Annotated in this window: 20 protein-coding genes; 13 read left to right on the top strand and 7 right to left on the bottom strand. The window is 68.1% G+C overall.

Features of this window, described 5'->3' with window-relative positions; all coding sequences use genetic code 11:
* Nucleotides 1–10 precede the first annotated feature (10 nt).
* Nucleotides 11–2017, bottom strand: coding sequence for a MacB family efflux pump subunit (locus tag BLT64_RS24060; protein ID WP_011749211.1), 2007 nt, complete (start codon nucleotides 2015–2017; stop codon nucleotides 11–13).
* Nucleotides 2010–3215, bottom strand: a complete 1206-nt coding sequence (locus BLT64_RS24055) for an efflux RND transporter periplasmic adaptor subunit (RefSeq protein WP_011749693.1) — start codon at nucleotides 3213–3215, stop codon at nucleotides 2010–2012. The genes BLT64_RS24060 and BLT64_RS24055 overlap by 8 nt, the downstream gene beginning before the upstream one ends.
* A gap of 267 nt (nucleotides 3216–3482) precedes the next feature.
* Here BLT64_RS24055 and BLT64_RS24050 point away from each other — a divergent pair, with 267 nt between their 5' ends.
* From BLT64_RS24050 to BLT64_RS24030, 5 genes are all read left to right on the top strand, one after another.
* Complete coding sequence (locus BLT64_RS24050; RefSeq protein WP_104494350.1) at nucleotides 3483–3764, top strand: hypothetical protein; 282 nt, start codon at nucleotides 3483–3485, stop codon at nucleotides 3762–3764.
* Complete coding sequence (locus BLT64_RS24045; RefSeq protein WP_041530357.1) at nucleotides 3761–3967, top strand: hypothetical protein; 207 nt, start codon at nucleotides 3761–3763, stop codon at nucleotides 3965–3967. Before BLT64_RS24050 ends, BLT64_RS24045 begins: the two co-directional genes overlap by 4 nt.
* 77 nt (nucleotides 3968–4044) lie before the next feature.
* Nucleotides 4045–5217, top strand: a complete 1173-nt coding sequence (locus tag BLT64_RS24040; protein WP_011749695.1) for an efflux RND transporter periplasmic adaptor subunit — start codon at nucleotides 4045–4047, stop codon at nucleotides 5215–5217.
* Between the two features lie 4 nt (nucleotides 5218–5221).
* On the top strand, nucleotides 5222–8326 hold the full coding sequence (locus tag BLT64_RS24035) for an efflux RND transporter permease subunit (RefSeq protein WP_011749696.1): 3105 nt from the start codon (nucleotides 5222–5224) through the stop codon (nucleotides 8324–8326).
* Nucleotides 8323–9699, top strand: a complete 1377-nt coding sequence (locus tag BLT64_RS24030) for an efflux transporter outer membrane subunit (protein WP_011749697.1) — start codon at nucleotides 8323–8325, stop codon at nucleotides 9697–9699. The genes BLT64_RS24035 and BLT64_RS24030 overlap by 4 nt, the downstream gene beginning before the upstream one ends.
* Before the next feature lie 70 nt (nucleotides 9700–9769).
* On the opposite strand, the gene ampC is transcribed toward BLT64_RS24030, so the two are convergent.
* Nucleotides 9770–10930, bottom strand: coding sequence for a class C beta-lactamase (ampC, locus tag BLT64_RS24025; protein ID WP_074810717.1), 1161 nt, complete (start codon nucleotides 10928–10930; stop codon nucleotides 9770–9772).
* A gap of 126 nt (nucleotides 10931–11056) precedes the next feature.
* Between ampC and BLT64_RS24020 the strand changes: the two genes are divergently transcribed.
* The 3 genes from BLT64_RS24020 to BLT64_RS24010 all read left to right on the top strand — a co-directional run bounded on the left by BLT64_RS24020 (nucleotide 11057) and on the right by BLT64_RS24010 (nucleotide 12836).
* Entirely contained in the window at nucleotides 11057–11932 is an 876-nt protein-coding gene (locus BLT64_RS24020) for a LysR family transcriptional regulator (RefSeq protein WP_011749699.1), read from the top strand.
* A gap of 97 nt (nucleotides 11933–12029) precedes the next feature.
* Nucleotides 12030–12446 (top strand): hypothetical protein, encoded by a 417-nt coding sequence (locus BLT64_RS24015; RefSeq protein ID WP_011749700.1) that lies wholly within the window; start codon nucleotides 12030–12032, stop codon nucleotides 12444–12446.
* Between the two features lie 105 nt (nucleotides 12447–12551).
* The gene (locus BLT64_RS24010) at nucleotides 12552–12836 is read left to right on the top strand and encodes a hypothetical protein (protein WP_198140543.1); all 285 of its coding nucleotides are present in this window, start codon (nucleotides 12552–12554) and stop codon (nucleotides 12834–12836) included.
* A 56-nt stretch (nucleotides 12837–12892) separates the two neighbouring features.
* On the opposite strand, the gene BLT64_RS24005 is transcribed toward BLT64_RS24010, so the two are convergent.
* The 4 genes from BLT64_RS24005 to BLT64_RS23990 all read right to left on the bottom strand — a co-directional run bounded on the left by BLT64_RS24005 (nucleotide 12893) and on the right by BLT64_RS23990 (nucleotide 16571).
* Nucleotides 12893–13867, bottom strand: a complete 975-nt coding sequence (locus BLT64_RS24005) for a LysR substrate-binding domain-containing protein (RefSeq protein WP_049792399.1) — start codon at nucleotides 13865–13867, stop codon at nucleotides 12893–12895.
* Between the two features lie 278 nt (nucleotides 13868–14145).
* On the bottom strand, nucleotides 14146–14820 hold the full coding sequence (locus BLT64_RS24000; protein ID WP_011749703.1) for a DUF1028 domain-containing protein: 675 nt from the start codon (nucleotides 14818–14820) through the stop codon (nucleotides 14146–14148).
* A gap of 4 nt (nucleotides 14821–14824) precedes the next feature.
* Nucleotides 14825–15241: a RidA family protein gene (locus BLT64_RS23995; protein WP_011749704.1), complete on the bottom strand. Its 417-nt coding sequence runs from the start codon at nucleotides 15239–15241 to the stop codon at nucleotides 14825–14827.
* 58 nt (nucleotides 15242–15299) lie between these two features.
* Nucleotides 15300–16571 carry a flavin-containing monooxygenase gene (locus tag BLT64_RS23990; RefSeq protein WP_011749705.1) on the bottom strand — a complete coding sequence of 424 codons (1272 nt, stop codon included), beginning with the start codon at nucleotides 16569–16571 and terminating at the stop codon, nucleotides 15300–15302.
* Between the two features lie 246 nt (nucleotides 16572–16817).
* Here BLT64_RS23990 and argE point away from each other — a divergent pair, with 246 nt between their 5' ends.
* From argE to BLT64_RS23965, 5 genes are all read left to right on the top strand, one after another.
* A complete protein-coding gene (gene argE / locus BLT64_RS23985; protein ID WP_011749706.1) occupies nucleotides 16818–17975 on the top strand; it encodes an acetylornithine deacetylase in 1158 nt (385 codons plus the stop codon).
* 248 nt (nucleotides 17976–18223) lie between these two features.
* Complete coding sequence (locus BLT64_RS23980) at nucleotides 18224–19360, top strand: ABC transporter ATP-binding protein (RefSeq protein WP_011749707.1); 1137 nt, start codon at nucleotides 18224–18226, stop codon at nucleotides 19358–19360.
* An 82-nt stretch (nucleotides 19361–19442) separates the two neighbouring features.
* Nucleotides 19443–20513, top strand: coding sequence for an ABC transporter substrate-binding protein (locus BLT64_RS23975; protein WP_011749708.1), 1071 nt, complete (start codon nucleotides 19443–19445; stop codon nucleotides 20511–20513).
* Nucleotides 20514–20637: 124 nt separating this feature from the next.
* On the top strand, nucleotides 20638–21930 hold the full coding sequence (locus tag BLT64_RS23970; RefSeq protein WP_011749709.1) for an ABC transporter permease: 1293 nt from the start codon (nucleotides 20638–20640) through the stop codon (nucleotides 21928–21930).
* Nucleotides 21931–21935: 5 nt separating this feature from the next.
* Nucleotides 21936–22887: ABC transporter permease (locus BLT64_RS23965; RefSeq protein ID WP_011748436.1), on the top strand; the 952-nt coding region annotated here is incomplete at its 3' end.

Raw genomic sequence — 22887 nt, 5'->3', positions numbered from 1 at the left:
CCCCCCCCATTCACCCTTTTTGGAGTGCTTTGACGGGGTCGAGTTTTGCGGCGTTGACGGCCGGGAGGTATCCGAATGCGAGGCCGATGGCGCAGGCGCTGGCGAGGGCGGCGAGCATGGAGAGGGGGGAATAGACCAGGGTGAAGTCGCTGCTCATGCGCTCGAAGGCCAGGCCGAAGCCGAGCGCGGCCAGGATGCCGGCGATGCCGCCGATGACGCAGACCAGCACCGCCTCGATCAGGAATTGCGCGCGGATGTCGCCGCGCCGGGCGCCGACCGCCATGCGCAGGCCGATCTCGCCGATGCGCTCGGTGACCGAGACCAGCATGATGTTCATCACCCCGATGCCGCCGACCACCAGCGAGATCACCGCAATGGCCGCGATCAGCAGCGCCAGGGTCTGCGTGGTCGAGGTGATGGTCTGGCGGATCTGGTCGTTGTTGACGATGAAGAAGTCCCTGGTGCCGTGGCGCCGGGTCAGGATGTCGGCGACCATCTGCTCGGCCAGCGCCATGTCCACGTCGTCGGCCACCCGCAGGGTCAGCCCGCTGACGCTGGTCGAGCCCAGGTAGCGCGCCTGCACCGTGGTATAGGGGGCATAGACGGTCAGGCTGGTCGAGCCGCCGGGGCCGCGGTTCTGCGCCTCGGCCACGCCGATCACCCGCAGGGGCACCTTGCCGGCCATGAAGACCTGCCCCAGCGCCGGGCCGTCGCCGAAGAGGCTGGTCCGGGTGTTCTCGTCGATGACGACGTTCTGGCCCATCGCCGCCACGTCGGCCTCGTCGAAGCCGCGGCCCTGGGTCAGCGCGACGCCGGCCACGTCGAAATACTGCTCGCCGACGCCGCTGATCTGGGCGCTGGCCTCGGTGGCGCCGTGGCGCAGGGTGGCGCTGGTGCCGACCGTCGGGCTGACCGAGGCGACATGGGGCTGGCGGGCCAGCGCCGCGGCGTCGGCGGTGACCAGCGTCGTCACCCGCCCCGAGCGCATGTCGCCGAAATCGCGGCCCGGAAAGATCTGCAGGGTGTTGGTGCCCAGCCCGGCGATGTTCTGCAGCACCTGCCGGCGCGAGCCCTCGCCCAAGGCCACCACCGAGACCACCGAGGCGATGCCGATGATGATGCCCAGCATGGTCAGGAAGCTGCGCAGCTTGTGGGCGCGCATGGAAAGCAGCGCCATGCGCAGCGCCTCGGCCAGCCGGCCCAGCACCGGCACGGCGGCGCGGGCCTGAACGCGGGCCTGAACGGGGGCCTGAACGGGGGCCGGTTGCGGGGCGGGTTGCGGGGCCTGTGCGGGGCCGGGCCCGGGATCGGCGGCCGGCGCCCCGGTCCGGCGGTCCGCGACGATGCGGCCGTCGGCGATCTCGACCACGCGATGCGCCCGCGCCGCGACCCTGGGGTCGTGGGTGACGATGACCACGGTGCGGCCCTCGGCGTTCAGCCGCTCCAGGATGCCCAGCACCTCGTCGCCGCTGCGGCTGTCGAGCGCGCCGGTGGGCTCGTCGGCCAGGATCACGCGGGCGTCGTTGACCAGCGCCCGGGCGATCGAGACCCGCTGCTGCTGGCCGCCCGAAAGCTGGCCGGGCCGGTGCCCCGTCCGGTCGCCCAGCCCCAGCCGCTCCAGCAGGTCGCGGGCGCGGGCGCGGCGGGCATCGGCGGGCAGGCCGCGATAGATCGCCGGCACCTCGACATTCCCCAGCGCCGTCATCTCGGAGAGCAGGTGGTAGCGCTGGAAGATGAAGCCGAAGGTCTCGCGGCGCAGCGCCGCCAGCTCGCCCGCGCCCAGCCGCGCCACCTCGCGCCCGTCCATCCGGTAGCTGCCCGAGCTGGGCCGGTCGAGGCAGCCCAGGATGTTCATCAGCGTCGACTTGCCCGAGCCCGAGGCGCCCATGACGGCGACGAACTCGCCCTGGCCGATGTCGAGGTCGATGTCCGTGAGCACGCGCAGCACCCCCTCGCCCGAGGGGTATTCGCGGCCGACGCCGCGCAGCCGGATCAGAGGGGCGCCCGTCTCAGCCACCCAGCGGCCCCATCATGCGGCGGCTGCCGCGGGGGGCGGCGGCGGCCGGGGCGGCGCCCTGCTCGCCGGTCACCACGCGCTCGCCCTCGGCCAGGCCCGAGACCACCTCGGCCGCCACCTTGTCGTTGAGCCCGATCACCACGTCGCGGGTCTCGATGCCGGCGCCGCCCAGCACCCGGACCTGGTGGCTGCCGTCGGGATTGCGCCGGCCGAGCGCGCTGGACGGGATGGTCAGCACGTCCTGCGCCGCGCCCAGCACGATGCTGACCTGGGCGGTCATGTAGCTGCGCAGCCGGCCGTCGGGGTTCTCGACCGGGACGATGCCGGTGTAGTAGATCGCGCCGCTGCTGCTGTCGGTGCCGGTGCCGCCCTGGATGGCGCTGTCGTTGACGATGCTCTGCGGCGCCGGCGCGATGCTGTCCAGCACGCCCTCGTAGCTGCGGCCGCTGTCGTCGAGCAGGCTGAAGCGCACCTTCTGGCCGGGCCGGACCTTGCCGATATCGGCCTCGGAGATCTCGGCATGCACGTCCATGCGGTCGAGCTGGCCCAGCACGACGATGGTGGGCGAGGACTGCACCGCGTTCACCGTCTGCCCGGCCTGGCTGACGATGGCCAGCACGGTGCCGGCCATGGGGGCGGTGATGCGGGTATAGTCGAGGTCGGTGCGGGCGATCTCGATGGCGACCTCGGCCTGGGCGATCTGGGCCTGCAGCGCGGCGATCTGGGCGCGGGCGACGTCGACATCCTGCTGGGCGCTGTCCATGGTGCTGCGCGAGGCGGCGTTCGAGCGGATCAGGTTCTGCTGGCGTTCCAGGGTCTTTTCGGCCAGGGCCAGCACGGCGCGGCGCTCGGCCATCTGCGCCTTGAGATTGGCCAGCGCCGCCTGTGCGGTGCGCAATTCGTTGGCCTGCTGGACCGAGTCGATCCGCGCGATCAGGTCGCCCTGCTCCACCCGCTGGCCCAGAACCACCGCCAGCTCGGTGATCCGACCCGAAACCTGCGCACCCACCGCAACAAGGTTCGAAGGCTTCAAACGACCCTCAGCAAGAACCGATACCTCAAGAGAACCGCGCTCTGCAGGCGCGGTCAGGTAGCCCGGGGCGGCGGCACCGCCCGGCGTGGCGCCGGGCCAGCGCAGCACTGCGACCGCGATCAGCAGGGCGCCCAGGATCAGCGCGACTGGCATGGTCTTGCGCATCGGTTATCCCCCGGCTCTGGCGCGAATCATCCCGGCTCCGCCCGGCGGCGGAGGCCCGGTTTCGATATAGCCGCGGGCTGTTTCTGCCGTTCGTCCCCGGTGTATCCGTGTGTTTCCCGAAAAACCGAAATTGTAACAAAGCGTTTCTCGCCGCCGGCCAGAAACAATTCCTTACAAATATATGCGTGCGCCCCGGCGATTGTCGGGCATCATGGTTCCGGGTGGCGGCAGAACGCGGCCCGAGGACAGGTGACAGGACGCGCGACCATGACCAGCGAAACCCTTGCCGAAGCCCGGCGGTGCATGACGCTTTGCGTGCCGCGCGCGGGCGACGCGGACGCCGATGCCGGCGCGGGGCGGATGGTGCCGGTCTCGTTCAGCCTGATCGGGTTCGGCGGCGAGAGGCTGGTCTTTCGGCTGGTCGACGGGCAGGACGAGTTGCTGGACCCGGCCGTCGCCGGCGCCCTTCGCGATTGCATCATCCTGGCCGAATGCCTTGCCGGGCGGGCGGATCCGGTGGCTGCGCCCCAGGACGGGGGTGCCGGATGACTCTGGACCACGATCACGACTGGCTGGCACGGCTGCTCGGCGCGCTGATCTGGTTCGTCATGTCGCTGGCGCTCAGCGTCGAGGTCTGTGCGCTGATCGGCTGGGCCTTCGGCCATGCCGAGCGCGGCGGCGCCATCGGCGCGTTGCTGAACTGCCTGTTCTGGCTGTGGGTGCTCTGGGACGGCACGCAGGACCGAAGATGAGGCCGATCCCTCCCGCCGATGCGCGGCCTGTCGCAGGCTGAACCGCACCAACCCGTTTTCGACCAAGGATGATCCGCATGACCTTTCGCTTTCTCCATCGGCTTGCCCGGCTGGGCATTGCCCTGGCCGCTTTTTCCCTTGCGGGACAGGCCGCGGCGCAGCAGCCCGCCGCGCCCGGTCCCAGGCAGGTCGGGGTGATTTCCGTCACGGCCGAATCCGTGCCGCTGGTCAGCACGCTGCCCGGTCGCGCCGTGGCACGGGATGCGGTGGACATCCGCCCGCGCGTGGACGGTTTCGTGACCGAGGTGCTCTACAATCCCGGCCAGCCGATCAAGGTGGGCGATCCCATGTTCCGCATCGATCCGACCACCTATGAGGCCGCGGTCCAGGAGGCGCGGGCCAACCTTGCCTCGGCCAAGGCGGCCGTGCCGCAGGCCGAGGCGGCCTATGAGCGGTCGCGCCGGCTGCAGGGCTCGGGCTCGACCCAGGCGGCCCTGGAACAGGCGCAGGCCACGATGGAGCAGGCGCAGGCCGCCGCCGCCGCCGCCGAGGCGGCGCTGAAGCTGGCCGAGACGCAGCTGTCCTGGACCACGATCGCCAGCCCGCTGGACGGGCTGCCCTCGGTCGCCGCGGTCTCGCCGGGCGACCTGGTCACCGCGGGGCAAAGCGATGCGCTGGCGACGGTCACCCAGCTCGATCCCATCGACGTGGACATGTACGAACCCTCGGCCCGGCTGCAACGCATCCGCGAGCGCATCGAGTCGGGCCAGATCAGGATGAGCCAGGGGCTGAAGGCGCAGCTGACGCTGGAGAACGGCGTGACCTATGCCGCCACGGGCGAGATGGTGGCGCCGGGCTATACCGTCTCGACCTCGACCGGGGCCATCGACTTCCGTTTCCGCTTCGACAATCCCGAGCGCCGCATCCTGCCCGGCATGTTCGTGCGCGGCCGGATCGAGATCGGCCGGATCCAGGCGGTGCTGGTGCCGCAGATGGCTGCGACGCGCGGGCGCGACGGCACGCTTTCGGCCTGGGTGGCCGAGGATGGCAAGGCGGTAAAGCGCGTGCTGACCGAGGAGGGCGTGCATGAGAACAGCTGGATCGTCACCGACGGGCTGAAGGACGGCGACGCGCTGATCGTGAACGGTGGCACCAATCTGGCCGAAGGCGCCGAGGTCGCGCCGGTTGCGGTCGAGATCGACGAGAACGGCGTGGTCCGCGACCTGCCGGCGACGCAGCAGGCGGAGTGAGCCGATGGCCCGTTTCTTCATTCACCGCCCCGTCTTCGCTTGGGTTCTGGCCATCATCACCATGCTGGCCGGGGTCTATGGCCTGTCCAGCCTGCCCATCGCGCAATATCCCGACATCGCGCCCACCACGGTCAGGATCAGCGCCACCTATACCGGCGCCTCGCCCGACATCGTCGAGAACTCGGTGACCTCGATCATCGAGGACGGCATGACCGGCCTTGATGGGCTGATCTACATGACCTCGACCTCGTCTCAGGGCTCCAGTTCGATCCAGCTTACCTTCGACGACAGCGTGGACCCGGACATCGCCCAGGTGCAGGTGCAGAACAAGCTGCAACTGGTGACCTCGCAACTGCCCGAATCGGTGCAGAGCAAGGGCGTCTCGGTCAGCCGCTCGACCTCGTCCATCCTGCTGGTGGGGGCGCTGACCTCGACCGACGGCAGCTATTCCTCGCTGGAACTGGGCGATCTGGTCGCGCAGGTGATCGAAAACCCGGTCAAGCGCACCGCCGGCGTCGGCTCGATCAACAGCTTCGGCTCGGGCTATGCGATGCGGATCTGGCTGGATCCCGACCGGATGCTGCAATATCAGGTCACGCCCTCGGACGTGGTCTCGGCCGTCAGCGAGCAGAACACCAACGTCACCCTGGGCAGTCTCGGCAGCCAGCCCACGGTCAAGGGCCAGCAGTTGAACGTGGCGCTTTCGGCGCAGTCGCAGCTGACCTCGGTGCGCGAATTCGAGCGTATCCTGCTGCGCACCGACAGCGACGGCGCCACGATCTTTCTGGGCGACGTGGCCGATATCGAGATCGGGCAGGAGGATTACGGCTCGTCCTCGCGCTACAACGGCATGCCCGCCGCCGGGTTCGGCGTGAACCTGGCCACGGGCGCGAACGCCGTGGACACGGCCGAGGCGGTGCGCGAGGTGCTGGACGGGCTGCAATCCTCGCTGCCGGCCGGAGTGCAGATCGTCTATCCCTACGACACCTCGCCCTTCGTCGAGGAATCCATCAACCAAGTCTATCACACGCTGATCGAGGCGGTGGTGCTGGTCTTCCTGGTCATCCTGGTCTTTCTGCAAAGCTGGCGCGCGACGCTGATCCCGACGCTGGCGATCCCGGTGGTGCTCTTGGGCACCTTCGGGGTGCTGTCATTCGCCGGCATGTCGATCAACACGCTGACCATGTTCGCGATGGTGCTGGCCATCGGCCTTCTGGTGGACGACGCCATCGTCGTGGTCGAGAACGTCGAGCGGGTGATGGAAGAGGAAAGCATCGGCCCGGTCGAGGCGACCGAGAAGAGCATGGACGAGATTTCGTCGGCTCTGGTCGGCATCGTGCTGGTGCTGTCGGCGGTGTTCCTGCCGATGGCCTTCATGTCCGGCTCGACCGGGGTGATCTATCGGCAGTTCTCGGTCACCATCATCACCGCCATGGTCCTGTCGCTGGGCGTCGCGCTGATCCTGACGCCGGCCATGTGCGCAACGCTGCTGAGGCCGCGCGGCCATGGCGACGGCATCGCGCCCGCGCGATGGTTCAACCGCAACCTGGACCGGGCCACGAACGGCTATGCCGGCGCGGTCGGCGCTTTTGTGCGCCGGCCCTTCCGCTTCCTGGTCGTGCTGCTGGCCTTTGGTGCCGGGGCATACATGCTTTACCAGAAACTGCCCGGCTCTTTCCTGCCGTCCGAGGACCAGGGCGTGCTGATGGTCATGGTCGAAACCCCCGAGGGCTCGACTGCCGAACGCACCCGCGCGCTGGTCGAGGAGGTCGAGCAATATGTGCTCGGCACCGAGAAGGACACCGCCGAGAGCGTCTTTGCCGCGCTTGGCTTCGGCTTCGGCGGCTCGGGTCCGCGCAACGCGATGATCTTCGTCAAGCTCAAGGATTTCGAGCTGCGCGAGGGCTTCGATGCCGCATCCATGGCGACGCGCGGCAACCTGCGCTTCATGGAGAACCGCAACGGGCAGGTCTTCTTCATGCAGCCGCCCGCCATCCAGGGCATGGGCAATACGGCCGGCTTCACCATGCACCTGATCGACCAGTCCGGCCATGGGCAGGAGGCGCTGGCCGCAGCTGCCGACGAATTGGTGGAAAAGGCCACGGCGGATGGCCGCGTCACCAGCCTGCAAGGCAATGACGCGCCATTCGAGACCTCGCGCCGGATCGACATCGACCAGCAGAAGGCGGCGGCCTACGGCCTGTCGATCTCGGACCTGAACACGACGCTGTCGGTGATCTTCGCCAGCGCGAACGTGAACGATTTCTCGCTGGGCACCGAACTGCGCCCCGTCATCGTCCAGGGCAAGGCCGAGGCGCGGATGCAGCCCGACGACATCGAGAAATGGTATGTCCGCAACACCGCAGGCGACATGGTGCCCTTTACCGCCTTCACCGCGCAGGACTGGGACCAGCAGGCGCAGAGCCTTGCCCGCTATGGCGGCACCCGTTCGCTGGAGGTCACCGGCGCGCCGGCGCAGGGCGTCTCGTCCGGCACGGCGATGGAGGTGATGGAGGAGCTGGTCGCCGGCATGGATGGCGGCTACGGCACCGCCTGGACCGGGCTTTCCTATCAGGAGCGGCTGTCGGGCAGCCAGGCGCCGATGCTGTTCGCGCTTTCGGCGCTGGTGGTGTTCCTGGCGCTGGCGGCGCTTTACGAAAGCTGGTCGGTGCCGCTTTCGGTGATGATGACCGTGCCCATCGGCATCGTCGGCGCCATGGCGGCGGCGCTGGTCTTCGACCAGTCGAACGACGTCTATTTCAAGGTCGGCCTGCTGACGACCATCGGCCTTGCCGCGCGCAACGCCATCCTGATCGTGGAATTCGCCCAGCAGTTGCACGGACATGGCAAGCCGCTGCTGGAGGCGGCGGTCGAGGCCTCGCGCATGCGGCTGCGCCCGATCCTGATGACGACGCTCGCCTTCATGCTGGGCGTTCTGCCCCTGGCGCTGGCCAGCGGCGCGGGCGCGGCGGCGCAGCAATCCATCGGCATCGGCGTGCTGGGCGGCATCACGGCCTCGGCGGTGATCGGCATCTTCCTCGTCGCCGTCTTTTACGTCGCGGTCCTCAGGGCCGTGCAGCATTTCACCAACAAGAGAGCCAAGACGTGATTTCCCCTTCCCGCTTTTTCGGCCCGGCGCTGCTGCTTCTGGCGGCGGGCTGCGCGGCCGTCGGACCCGATCCCGACGCCCGCCCCGCGATCCCCGTGCCCGCGACATTTGTCGAGGGCGAGGCCGCATCGGCCGGCAAGCTGGCCAGCCGCGCCTTCTGGGCAGAATACCGCGACCCGGTGCTGAACGACCTGATCGCGCGAGGTCTCAAGCAGAACCTGGACGAGGCCGCCGCGCGCGAGCGCATCCGCGCCGCCGCCGCCGATCTGCGCGGCACCGGCGTGCTTGCCGGCCAGGTCTCGGGCACGGCCAGCGCCGCGCGCGAACGGGGCGCCAGCGCGGGCGGGGCGGTCCAGACCGCCGGCAATTCGAGCCTTGGCGCGAATTTCGTCTTTGACCTGTTCGGCGGTGCGCGGCGTGAAAGACAGGGCGCCGCGGCCAGCCTGGAATCCGCCAAGGCGGGGCTGGGCACGGCGCGGCTGGCCTGGATCGCCGAGTTGATCGATGCCTATGGCGACGCGCGCTATTACCGGCAGGCGCTGGCCCTGACCCGCAAGACAGTCTCGACCCGCGAGGAGACCGTCCGCATCACCCGCGACCAGCGCGAGTTCGGCGTGGTCAGCGAGTTCGACATGGCCCAGGCCGAGGCATTGCTGGCCGCCGCCCGGGCCGAGATACCGGGCTATCAGGCCCAGTATGATGCGCAGGTATTCGCCATTGCGACCCTGCTCAATGAACCCGCATCCTCGGTGCAAGCGCAGATGCGGCGCGGTTCGGGTCAGCCCCGCATTCCCGGTAGCGCTCGCGCAGGCGTCCCGGCGGACCTGCTGCGCAACCGGCCCGACCTGCGCTCGGCCGAATATGATCTGGCAGCGGCATTGGCGACGGTGGGGGTGGCGACGGCCGACCTGCTGCCCTCGCTTTCGCTCACCGGCTCGGTCAGCGAAAGCGGCGGGGCGAAGTCCTGGGGCTTCGGGCCGGCGATCTCGTTCCCGGTGCTGAACCAGGGCGCGCTGCAGGCCACGCGCGCGCGCCGCATCGCCGAGGCGCGCGAGGCCGAGATCGCCTGGCGTGCCGCCGTCTCGCAGGCGGTCGAGGACGTGCAGGTCGCGCAATCGAACCTGCGCCGCTATCGCGAGCAGGCCGCGGCCCTGGAAGGCGCGGCCGCAGCCTATGACCGCGCCTATCAGCTGGCCCGGACGAGCTTTGCCGAGGGTGAGCTGGCGCTGCTGGACCTGCTCGATTCCGACCGCTCGACGGCCAGCGCCCGGCTCTCGGCCGCGTCGGCCCGCAATCAGGCGGCCAAGGAATGGGCGGCGCTGCAGATCGCGACGGGCGCCGGCGCCGGAGAGGTGGTGCTGGTCAGCCGCTAGCGCTGGCGCCGAGGGGGCATCGGCGTCCGGGTCGGGATGGCCAGCGCCGCGAGTGCAAGATGGCCGGTCCTCATTCGTCCGCCTGCAGAACGGCTTCGATCAGGGCCAGTCCCGCATCCACGCGGGCGGGATTGGGGATGTTGCGATTGGCCAGGATGACAAGGCCCAGGTCCTCGGCCGGGATGAAGACGACATAGCCGCCGAAACCGTTCGTCGCCCCGGTCTTGCTGAACAGCACCGCATGGTCGGACAGATCGGGTCGCTCCAGCCGGGTCGCGGGCTGGCTTTCCATGACCATCTCGGCCGCATTCCCGGCCAGAAGCTGATCGCGGGAAACCGGCCAGGGGTAGCGCTCCCAGATCATCGCCTGCTGGAAGTGCTGCGTCCCTGTCTGGCCCGCATGGGTTTGCGTCACGGCGTCGCGCAGCTTAGGCGGGACATCCGTATCGCCCAGGTTGACCCGCAGGAAGCGCAGCATGTCGTGCAGGTCCGACTTCAGGCCATAGGCTTCGTCGTCGAGCATCCCCGGATTAACCCGGATGGCGCTGTCGTCCCGGCGCGAATAGCCCCAGGCATAGCGCGGCATCTCTGCCGCCGGCACATCGACATGGGTGCTTTCCAGCCCCAGCGGATGCAGGACATGGCTGCGCAGCGCCTCGGCATAGGGTTCGCCGAAGGCCCGGGCGGCGATGCGTCCCAAAAGGCCGATGCTGACATTCGAATAGGACCGCTCGCCCTGGCTCGGCACGGGCTGCCAGTCCTCCAGCCAGCGCATCAGCGTGCCGTCGTCGCCGGCCTCATCCGGCACCTGAAGGGGCAGGCCGCCGGTCTGATGGGTGGCAAGGTCCATCAGCGACACCGAGCCGATCGCGCTGCCTTTCAGTTCCGGCAGATGCGCGGCGACCGGATCCGCAAGCGACAGGCGCCCCTGTTGCGCCGCCAGCGCGGCGAGCGTCACGTTGAAGGTCTTGCTGATCGAACCCAGCTCGAACAACGTTTCGGCCGTGACGGGCACGGCGGCCGCGCGGTCGGCCATGCCCGCGGTATAGACATAGTCCTGCCCCTGCCAGGTCACGCCGACGGCGAGGCCGGGAATGTCATGCTCGGCGATGACGGGGGCAAAGATCCCGGCCGCCATCTGCCGGAACTCGGCCTCGCTCATCGCCGAGGCCGGCATGGCAAGGCCCGCTGCGAACAGGCCAAGGCCCACGCATCCATAATTCATATTCATGTTTCCGCTCTGCTCATATCGGGGCGGCTTGTCTGCGGCCGCCATGCGCCCAGTTAAAGCGACGCGGCAACGGGGCGCAAACGATCATATTTCACTTCTGCCATGAGATAATCTAATTTCGGCGGCATGGATCGCCCGCAACTTCCCCTGAACGCCCTGCGCGCCTTCGAGGTCGCATCGCGCCACCTGAACCTGACCCGCGCCGCCATCGAGCTTTGCGTGACGCAGGCGGCGCTGAGCCACCAGATCCGCGGGCTGGAGGAGCGCCTGGGGGTCACGCTGTTCCGCCGCGTCCCGCGCGGGCTGGTGCTGACCGAAGAGGGGATCATGCTGGCCCCGGTCCTGACCCGGATCTTCGACGAGATGTCCGGCACGCTGGATCGCTTTTCGGCCGGGCACTATCACGAGACGATCAACCTGGGCGTCGTCAACAGCTTCGCCACGGAATGGCTGATCCCGCGCCTTGCGGATTTCCAGCGGCTTCACCCCTCGATCGACCTGCGCATCCACACCAACAACAACCGCGTCGACCTGGCCGGCGAAGGGCTGGACCTGGCGGTCCGGTTCGGCGACGGCAGTTGGCACGGCGTGGCGGCGACCAGGCTGATGAGCGGCGCGATGATGGTGGTGTGCAGCCCCGAACTGGCCGGGCGCCTGCGCAGGGTCGAGGATCTTCTGTCGGTGCCCCTGCTGCGATCCTATCGCGCGAATGAATGGGAGCGATGGTTCGCCGGCCACGGGCTGCCGGCACCGCAGCTGCGCGGCCCGGTCTTCGACACCTCGCTGGCCATCGCTGAAATGGCCGCCCGGTCCCATGGCCTGGGACTGGTGCCGGTTGCGCTGTTTTCGTCCTGGACCCAGGCCGGACGGCTGGCCCGACCGTTCGAGGCCGTGCTTGCGGCGGGCGACTATTGGCTGACCCGCTTGCACGCCAGTCCCGAAACCACCGGGCAGGGCGCATTGCGGGAATGGCTCGTGGCGCGTTGCGAGGATGTTGCGTGACGCGACCAATCAGGCCCGCTCCGACGGTTGTGCTGGATTCTTGCGCGCGGCTGCCTGATGGGTAGTGCCATCGGGAACGGCATCCGGAAGGGCAGGAATGCGCAAGGCGGGACATCTGGCATATATTGCCGCTCTGGCCATGATGGCCTTCGTCGGCCTTGCCTACGAGGATCTGTCGCCGGGGCTGGCGTTTCGGGATGCCGACGGTCCCTTCTTCTGTCGCGACCTCTTCAGTTCCGGGGGTGACGACGATGCCATGATCGGCAGCTTCGGGATCTTCGTCGCGCCGCTCGCCTTGCGCCTGCTTCGGCTGAACCGGGCGGTTGCCCGTTACGAAGTGGTGCTGTTCTGGATCTGTGCGGGACTGGTCTGTCTTTCGCTCATGCTGGCTTCGATGGACTGCGCCTCCATCTTCTACACGGCCTTCGTGCTGCCCGACCCGCTGCTGGCCGGCGGCCTGATCGCGCTTCCGCTTGCCGCCTTCCTGGTCATGCGCTCACGGGCCGAGGGGTGATGCGATCGAATCCGCATTGCACCCCTGGCCGCAATTGCACAGAAAACCCGGCCGCCATAAAGAGCCGTTTTCGCGCAGTAACGGATCGGAGCCGACGCATTGCCCTTGACCGCCATCGTAAACAGCCTTGGGTCGCTGCTGTTCATCCTGCTGGTTGCGCACAGCACCTCGTATCAGGAAGCGAACTGGCCCGCGGGCCGGGTCGTCCATGTCCGTGACTGGGTGGTCCATGCCACCTATGCGCTTGGTGCCGCGCTGCTGTGGATGGCGGTCGTGCCGATAAGGGATGAGCGGCGCAGGGCATTCCTGGCGGCATGGTTTCCCTGGGCATGCTGGGCGCTGCTGATCGTCGGGGTCGTCGTCATGCCCATGTTCTTTCCGGCCTCGTGACGGATGATTGCCGCCGGGGCTTGCCCCGGGCCACAGCCGGGCAAGCCGTCGATGCGTCAGCCGCTGCGGCTTGCGCGCCGGGGCTCCTCGGTGTCGGCGGGCGGAAGCAGGCCCAGCAGATTCCGGCTCTGCCTTTCGATCCAGTCGCGGGCGTGGTCGATAAAGACCTTGTGCAGCCGGGGACGCTCGGTCCCCCGGCTTATCAGCAGGCCCAGCTTCATCGGGCGCGGTGTGCCGGTAAGGGGCAGGAACCGCATCGGCTTTCCGTCCGGCGCCACGTCGTGCAGGGGCCGGACGTTCACGATGGAATAGCCGAAGCCATTGGCGACAAGGCTGCGCATCACCGCCATGTCGCGCGTGCGCTCGGAGATATTGGCGCGCAATCCGGCCTTGGTGAAGAAGGACAGGAAATATTCGGAACTCAGCGGCAGATCGAGCAGCACCATGGGATGAGGCGCAAGCTGCTGGACCGAGACTTCGGACAGATGCGCCAGCGGGTGGTTTTCGCTCATCGCGACCAGCGGCGGCAGTTCGATGATCGGGAAGAAGCGCAGGTCGCCCGGCAGGTCCAGGTCGTAGGTCAGCGCCAGGTCGATCTTGGCCTGCCGCAGCAGGCTGAACAGCTCGGCCTGGTCGGCCTCGACCTGCGAGATGCGGACCTCGTCGTATTCCTCGATGAAGCTGCGCCGCAGGCCCGGCAACACGATCTGGGCGAATGTGCTGAGGCAACCGATGGCCAGCGGCCCGCGGACCGAGCCGGACAGATCCCCCGCCAGATCGCGCAACGTCGCGGCCTGGCGCAGCACGGTCTGCGCATGGTCGAGCAATTTGCGCCCCGCCAGCGTCGGCGTCAGGCCCTGCGCGTGATAGCGGATGAAAAGCTTGACCCCCAGTTCTTCCTCGAGCTGCGAGATCCCGGCCGAGATCGAGGGCGACGAGACGTTCACCTGCTGCGAGGCGGCGGCAATGCTGCCGGTCTCGCCCACGGCGACGAAGTATTCGAGCTGCCGCAGCGTATAGCGAAGGGGCATGTTTCTTCCGACTCGGTGGTTGGCATTGCGGCGGATGCCTTTGCCGCCCGTCTTTGCGCCCTTGGCTTGCGGCCTGGCGCCGACGTGGCCCGAGTATTGCCCTGAAAGCTTCGTCACTGCAAGCAATGTGACATATCGACGCATCTGATCGGGCGAAAATCTCATGCTGCCTTCATCCGGGGCAATGTGCAGGAAACCCGGGCGGCATGGCCGGCGGGCTTTGGCCGGATGGCGGGTGCAGCGGCCGGGCGCAGCGATGCAGCGGCGCCCGGCCGGGTTCATTCGTCGCCGGGCACGCCGTAAGAGGGCGCTTCGCGAGGGTCCAGCGCGCGCTGGACATAGGCGTCGAGCTGCGGCTTGTAGATGTCCCATAGCCGGGCGATGGCCTCGATGGGGCAGTCCTCGGTCCAGTCGCAGCGCAGGTCGGCCACGGGCCAGCCGACCTTGTCGACGATCATCATGCCCGCCGAATGGACCGGGCCGGCCTCGCCGCCGGCGGCAAGGCCGGCGCGCATCGCGGCGATCAGCCGGTCCCCGATATGGCCCGAAGCCGCCAGATAGCCGTCGACGATGGCCTGCGGCACGCCGTCATCGGCCAGAAGGTTGCCGCCCGAGGCGACGTTTTCCGCCTGCGCCTGCGTCCAGATGCCCAGGGAATTCGGCCCCGAATGGATCGCCGTCCGGCCCTTGGCATCGACCGCCAGAACCTGCCGGTATTCGATGAACCGTCCCCGGCGCCGGATCTCGGCGACGGCATCGGTGGCCGACATGCCGCCCTCCATCAGATCCAGCGCCAGCGGCCCCAGCGCAGGGTCGGTGACGTTCTGCGAGGCGACCGCGCCCACGCCCGCACGGGCATGGGAACAGCGCGCCGCCACCGCGGGCGAGGACGAGGATATGGCAATCCCGAACATCCCGGTTTCGGGGCAGCGCGCGACCAGGGAAAAGGTCATCGGCTCACACCGGGATGACGGCGGTGCCGTCGATCTCGACCAGCCATTCCGGCCGCGCCAGCGCCTGCACCACGAGCCCGGTCGAGACCGGATGCACACCCCCGAGATATTCGCCCATGGTGCGATAGACCGCCTCGCGGTGGCGCACGTCGGTGATGTAGACGACGACCTTGACCAGATGCTCCATCCGGCCGCCGGCTTCCTCGATCAGTTGCCGGATGTTCTGCATGACCTTGTGGGTCTGCTCGACCGGATCGTGGCTGTTGATGTTCCTGGCCGTGTCCAGGTCCTGCGGGCACTGGCCGCGCAGCCAGACGATCCTGCCGCCCTGCGTGACGACCGCCTGGCAAAGGTCGTTGTCGAGCTTTTGCTCGGGATAGGTGTCGCGGGTGTTGAACTTGCGGATGCGGGTGTGGGCCATCCTGGTCTCCATGGGTGCGGTGCGGTTGTTCAAGGGCGCCATTGGCGGGGGCGCAAGATCATGCCTCTTGCAGTGTTCGCTGGGCCTTGCCCTGATAGTCGAAATATTTGCGCTGGATCACGATCTGCTCGGCGATATGCCGGGCATCGTGCCAGACCCCCCAGATGAAGCTGGAGCCGCGTCGCGACTGCCAGGGCAGTCCGAGGAAATAGAGCCCCGGCTGGACCGACACGCCGCGCTGGTGCAGCGGACGGCCGCGCTCGTCAAAGGCATCGGCCCTGATCCAGCCGAAATCCACTGCAAAGCCGGTGGCCCAGATCACCGTGGCGATCCCGGCCCCGGCAAGGTTCAGCTCCAGGAGCGGGTCGGTCACGCAATCCGGGTCGGGCTCGCGCTTGCGGGCCTCGGGCTCCTCCGGCAGGTCCAGGCCGTTGCTGGCGATATGGGCGTCGGCCTCGTCCAGCAGGGACAGATAGTTCTCGTCGCCGCGGTCGAGGTTCCGGCGCAGGTCCGGGGAAAAGTTGAGGCTGCCGTCGCCATAGCCTTCGGTCCGGCCCAGAAGCACCATGCCGCGATTGCCCAGGCGGCGGAAATCCACCGTCTCGCCGCCGCGCGCGCCGCTGACGGCGATGGTCACATGCTCGGTGCCGGGTGCCGGTGCGGCCATGTCCCATTTGCCGAGCACGCCCAGCCACCAGCAGAAGTCGCGGCCGCGATAGGAGCGCGGCGGGCGGTCATGCGGCCCGACCGACAGATAGACCTTGCGCCCGGCCCGCATCAGCTCATCGGCGATCTGAACGCCGGACGAGCCTGCGCCGATCACCAGGACCGCGCCGGGCGGCAATTGATCGGGATTGCGATAGCCGCTGGAATGCAGTTGCGTCACGCCCGCGTCCGCCGGGATCAGGGCGGGGACCAGCGGCTTCTGAAAGGGGCCGGTGGCGGCAACGACGCGGTTCGCCTCGATCACGCCCTGCGAGGTGGTGACGGCAAAGCCGGGGCGGCCGGCGTTGCGGCGCACCTCCCGCACCTCGACGCCGCAGCGGATCGGGGCCCCGAGCTTTTCGGCATAGGCCGCGAAATACTCCGCCACCTGCTCCTTGGCGACGAAGGCGTCGGGATCGCCGGGAAACTCCATGCCGGGAAAGCGGTCATGCCAGGCGGGGCCGTTGGCAACCAGCGAATCCCAGCGTTCCGAGCGCCAGCGTTCGGCGATCCTGCCACGTTCCAGGACCAGATGCGGCACGCCGGCCTTGCCCAGATGCTCGCTCATCGCCACGCCGGCCTGACCGCCCCCGACAACCAACGTGTCGATCTTTTCAACTGGCATTTCCGGGTCCTTTCGTGGATTTCGGGGGATGCCCGGCAGCCGGGGCCGGGGCCTTTCCCCCGATCTAGCGCGGGGTCCGAAAGGCGAAAATTACGATTTCATGCAGCAACGGTTAGGCTGTGCCTAAAGGGGTCGCATGCGCGGGCGGATTAGGCCCGGCCGCAGCAATGGCTCGGGAAATGCTCATTTCGCCGTGCCGGGATCGGCGATAGCCATCCTTGTCCGCAGCCCGGACAGGAGATGAGCATGACCGAACCCCGCCCCGAGACGCTGGCGCTGCTGGCGCGCCTGGTCGCCTTTCCCACCGTCAGCGCCGAAAGCAACCTGGCGCTGATCGATTTCGCCGAACACCATCTGCGGCACGCCGGCTTTGTCACGCACCGCCTGCCGTCCCGCGACGGAACCAAGGCCGGACTGATGGCCCGACTGGGCGAGGGGCGGGGCGGCGTCATGCTTTCGGCCCATAGCGACGTCGTGCCGGCCGAAGGGCAGGGCTGGAGCCGGCCGCCCTTTGCCCTGTCGCGCCGGGGGGACAGGCTTTACGGGCGCGGCACGACCGACATGAAGGGCTTTCTTGCGGCGATGCTTTCGCGGGCGGCGCGGGCGGGAAAGGCTACGCCGGCCCGGCCGCTGATGCTGGCGATCTCTTACGACGAAGAGGTCGGCTGCACCGGCATCCGCGAGATGCTGCCCGGGATCGAGGCACTGGGCTGGCGGCCCGAACTCTGCATCGTGGGCGAGCCGACCGGGATGCGACCGGCCATCGGGCACAAGGGCAAGGCCGCGCTGGTCGCGACCTGCCACGGCACGGCCGGGCATTCCTCGCTGGCGCCGCGCCATGTCAATGCGCTGCATCTCGCGGCCGAGTTCATCGCCGCCCTGCGCCGCATCCAGGGCGATTACGCCGCGTCCGCCTGCACCGATCCCGCCTACGACATTCCGTTTTCCACCGTCCATGCCGGCAGGATGCAGGGCGGGGCGGCGCTGAACATCGTCCCCGACCGGGCCGCGGTCGAATTCGAGCTGCGCCACCTGCCCGGTGATGCGCTGTCGGATTTCCAGGACCGCCTGCGATGCGAGATCGCCCGCATCCTCGCGCCGTTTCGTGCGCAGGACGAGGCGGCGGACATCCGCATCGCCCTGACCAACACCTATCCCGGGCACGACATCGCCCCGGATCATCCGGCGGTGCAGGATGTCGTGCGCCATTGCGGCGACCCGCGGCGGATCAAGGTCGCCTATGGCACCGAAGCGGGCTATTTCGCGCGGCTGGGCATCCCGACCGTGGTCTGCGGCCCCGGCGACATGGAGGGGCAGGGGCACAAGCCGGACGAATTCCTGGCCCTGCCGCAGCTAGCCCTGTGCGAGCGGATGCTGGACCGGCTGCTGGCCGGCTTGCGGTGACGGGCTGAAACGGCCGGCCGGATGCGCGGCTTAGGATTCGCCGAAGTACCGTTGCGGAAAACATTAATTTACGCGCCGCCGCCATTCCCGATGATGGGCGGCACGCGACAAACAGGACGGTTGGAACGAAGCGGACCATTTCACGCGAACGGTCCGGGCCCGGCGCAAGCCGGATGCCGGACCAGGGGGCGGCTTCAGCCGCATTCCGTCGCGATGGCCGCGGACAAGACCTGACAAGGGAGCCAGAGTTGAGCAAAGCCACCGCCGCGGCCCGTGCGGATACGGGCGCAGTCACCGCGAATGACGCATTCGTCGCCTTCGAGCGCGTCCAGAAAAGCTATGACGGGGAAACCCTGGTGGTGAAGGACCTGAACCTCGCCATTGCCAGGGGCGAGTTCCTGACCCTGCTCGGCCCTTCGGGATCGGGCAAGACCACCAGCCTGATGATGCTGGCGGGATTCGAGACCGCCACCTCGGGCGAGATCCGGCTTGCGGGCCGGCCGATCAACGCGGTGCCGCCCCACCGGCGCGGCATCGGCATGGTGTTCCAGAACTATGCGCTGTTTCCGCATATGACGGTTGGCGAGAACCTGGCCTTTCCCCTGCAGGTGCGCGGGCTGGGCAAGGTCGAGCGCGAGGCCAAGATCATGCGTGCGCTGGACATGGTGCAGATGGGCCGCTTTGCCAACCGCCGTCCGGCGCAGCTTTCGGGTGGCCAGCAGCAGCGCATCGCACTGGCGCGTGCGCTGGTCTTCGATCCCGATCTGGTGCTGATGGACGAGCCGCTGGGCGCGCTGGACAAGCAGTTGCGCGAGCATATGCAATACGAGATCAAGCAGCTGCACGAGCGGATCGGGATCACCGTGGTCTATGTCACCCATGACCAGGGCGAGGCGCTGACCATGTCCGACCGGGTGGCGGTGTTCAACGACGGCCGCATCCAGCAGCTTGCCCCTCCGGCCGAGCTTTACGAGCGGCCCGGAAACAGCTTCGTCGCGCAGTTCATCGGCGAGAACAATACGCTTGCCGGCACCATCGAGCAGCTTCAGGGCGACAGGGCGCTGGTGCGGCTGGGCAATGGCGAGCTGATCGACGCCACCGCCGTCGACATCCGCGAGGTCGGGCAGGTCACCACGGTCTCGATCCGGCCCGAGCGGGTCGAGTTCAAGCCCGAGATGATGCCGCCCGGTGCCCACAGGATCGCGGCCGAGGTGCTCGAGGTGATCTACATGGGCGACGTGCTGCGGACCCGGATGAAGGTCGCGGGCGCAAGCGACTTCGTGCTGAAATGCCGCAATACGCTGGGCCAGCGCAAGCTGACCCCCGGCGAGACCATCGAGATCGGCTGGCACCCCGAGGATGCCCGCGCCCTCGATCCGGTCTGATCCCCGACCCGACAGCCACGAACCAACCCCGGACGAGCCGCAGGAACGGACAGCCGGACAAACCAACTGGGAGCCATCAACGATGAAGAAACTGCTGATCATGACCACCGCGCTTGCCGCGACCGCAGGCGCCGCGCAGGCGGACATCACCGTCATGAGCTGGGGCGGCGCCTACGAGAAATCGCAGGTCGAGGCCTATAACCGGCCCTTTGCGGCCAAGACCGGCATCGCCGTCCAGATGCTGGCCGCCGACAACCCGGCCGCCCCGATAAAGTCGATGGTGGAATCGGGCAACGTCACGCTGGACGTGGCCGATGTCGAGGCGACCGATGCGGCCCGTCTTTGCGACGAGGGCCTGCTGGAAGAGATCGATCCCGCGGCGTTTCCGCCGGCGCCCGACGGCACCCCCGCCGTCGACGACTTCCTGCCGGGCGCCCTTACGGAATGCGCCGTGGCCTCGATGGTGTTCTCGACCGTCTACGGCTACGACACGAACCGGTTCCCGGACGAGAAGCCCGCCACCATCGCCGATTTCTTCGATGTCGAGAAGTTTCCCGGCAAGCGCGGGATGCGCAAGAGCCCGAAGCCCAATCTCGAATTGGCGCTGATGGCCGACGGGGTGCCCGCCGCCGAGGTATACGAGGTGCTGGAGACGCCCGAGGGCCTCGACCGCGCCTTCGCCAAGCTCGACAGCATCAAGTCCCACATCGTCTGGTGGGAGGCCGGCGCGCAGCCGCCGCAGCTTCTGGCCGATGGCGAGGTGGCGATGACGACCGCCTATAACGGCCGCCTGTTCTCGGCCATGGTCGCCGAGAACAAGCCCTTCGCCATGGTCTGGGACGGGCAGGTCTACGAATACGAGCTTTTCGTGATCCCCAAGGGCGCGCCGAATCTGGACGAGGCGATGGAATACATCAGGTTCGCCACCGACACGCAGCGGCTGGCCGACCAGACCAGGTGGATCAGCTACGGCCCGGCCCGCAAGTCCTCGATCCCTCTGGTGGGGCTTTTCGAGGACGGCAAGACCGAGATGGGGCCGCATATGCCGACCGCCGAGCCCAATCTCGCGAATGCGCTGCATTCCTCGTTCGAGTTCTGGGTCGATCGCGACATGGAGATCAGCGAGCGCTTCAATACCTGGCTGGTCAGGTGATCCGGCGCCGTGCCCGGCCCGCCCCTGACGGGCTGGGGCGCGGGATGCGGCAATCCACGAAACGAGCCGCGGTGCCGCCTTGGCGCCGCAGCCTTCGAACCGAACCGAACCGGAGACAGAGACCATGGCAGACACCTCGGCGAATGGCGTGAGCTTCGCGCCCGCGCCCGCTCACCGGACCGGGCTTGTGACCGCCGACGGTCGTCCGTTGAGATCTGCGCTTGCGCGGAGTTCGCGTCGTGCGCGTCGTCGTGCGTTTTTCCTGGTGCTTCCGCTTCTGCTTTTCGTGCTGATCACCTTCGTGGTGCCGATCGGGCAGATGCTGCAGCGCTCGGTCAAGAACGAGGGCTTCTCGGCCAACATGCCGCAGCTCAGCGCCTGGTTCCACGACAACCCCCGCGGCACCGAGCCCGACGATGCGGCCTGGGCGGCGCTGGCCGCCGACCTGACCGCCGCCGCCCAGGCCCGCACCATCGGCGTGGTCGGCACCCGCATCAACTACGACATGCCGGGCACGCGGTCGCTGTTCACCTCGGCCGGGCGGCAGGCGCGCGGCGGCATCGAGCCGCCCTATCGCGAGGCGATCCTGGAGATGGACGCCCGGTGGGGCAATCCCCGGCTGTGGTCGGTGATGCGAGAGGCCGCCTCGCCCTATACCGCCAACTTCTACCTCGCGGCGGTGGACCGCACCCGCGACGACCAGGGCGACATCGTCTCCGCCCCGGCGCAGCAGCAGATCTACGGCAAGCTGTTCCTGCGCACCTTCTGGCTGTCGCTGGCCATCACCGCCACCACCTTCCTCCTGGGCTTTCCGGTCGCGCATCTGCTGGCCACCCTGCCGATGCGGCAGTCCAACCTGCTGATGATCCTGGTGCTGCTGCCGTTCTGGACCTCGCTGCTGGTCAGGACCACGGCCTGGATCGTGCTGTTGCAGCAGCAGGGCGTGGTCAACGACGTGCTGGTCTGGCTGGGGGTGATCGGCAACAACCAGCGGCTGCAGATGATCTTCAACCAGACCGGCACGATCATCGCCATGACCCATATCCTGCTGCCCTTCATGATCCTGCCGCTCTATTCGGTGATGCGCACCATCAATCCCAGCTACGTGCGCGCCGCGCGCAGCCTGGGCGCGACCAGCTGGACCGCCTTCCGCCGCATCTATTTCCCGCAGACCCTGCCGGGGCTGGGGGCGGGGGCGCTGCTGGTGTTCATCCTGGCGGTGGGCTACTACATCACGCCGGCGCTGGTCGGCGGCTCGTCGGGGCAGCTGATCTCCAACATGATCGCGATGCACATGACGCAGACGCTGAACTGGTCCATGGCGGCCGCGCTGGCGGCGCTGCTGCTGGGCGGGGTGCTGATCCTCTACTGGGTCTACGACCGTCTCGTCGGCATCGACAACCTGAAACTGGGGTAACCGCCATGGCGCTTCCGACCTATGCCTCGCCCTTGGAGAAGACCTGGCACTACGCCTATCTGGCGATCTGCGCGGCGATCTTCTTCTTCCTGATCGCGCCGATCGTGGTGGTGATCCCGCTGAGCTTCAACGCCGAGCCCTATTTCACCTTCACCGACCGGATGCTGTCCTTCGACCCGGACGGCTATTCGCTGCGCTGGTACGACAGCCTGCTGACCTTCGGCATGGCGCGGCCGGACGCGCCGCGCGACCTGAGCTGGTGGGCGGATGCCTGGCGGAACGCGAAATGGGTGAATGCGGCGAAAAGCTCGATCATCATCGGCTTTTTCTCGACCATCCTGGCCACGGTGCTGGGCACGCTGGCGGCGCTGGGGCTGTCGCGGCCCGAGATGCCGTATCGCCGGGCGATCATGGCGGTGCTGATCTCGCCGATGATCGTGCCGATCATCATCACCGCGACGGGGATGTTCTTCTTCTACTCGAACCCCTGCGAGCCCCTGACCTGGATCGGCCTGGACCCGCAATGCGGCCGGCTGGCGGGCACCTATCTGGGGGTGATCCTGGCCCATGCCACGCTGGGCATTCCCTTCGTGATCATCACGGTGACGGCGACGCTGATCGGCTTCGACCAGTCGCTGAACCGGGCGGCGGCGAGCCTGGGGGCGAACCCGCGCACGACCTTCTTCCGCATCACCATGCCCCTGATCCTGCCCGGGGTGATCTCGGGGGCGCTGTTCGCCTTCGTGACCTCCTTCGACGAGGTGGTGGCGGTGCTGTTCATCGCCGGGCCGGACCAGCAGACCATCCCGCGCCAGATGTGGAACGGCATCCGCGAGCAGATCTCGCCCGCCATCCTCGCCGTCGCCACGCTGCTGGTCATCTTCTCCATCGCGCTCCTCACAACCGTCGAGATGCTCAGAAGAAGATCCGAAAAACTCAGAGGGCTGACCCCAGGGT

This window comes from Paracoccus denitrificans (assembly GCF_900100045.1).
Lineage (GTDB): Bacteria > Pseudomonadota > Alphaproteobacteria > Rhodobacterales > Rhodobacteraceae > Paracoccus > Paracoccus denitrificans.
The sequence above is the reverse complement of the archived record's forward strand: the minus strand, read 5'-3'. Positions and strand labels throughout refer to the sequence as shown.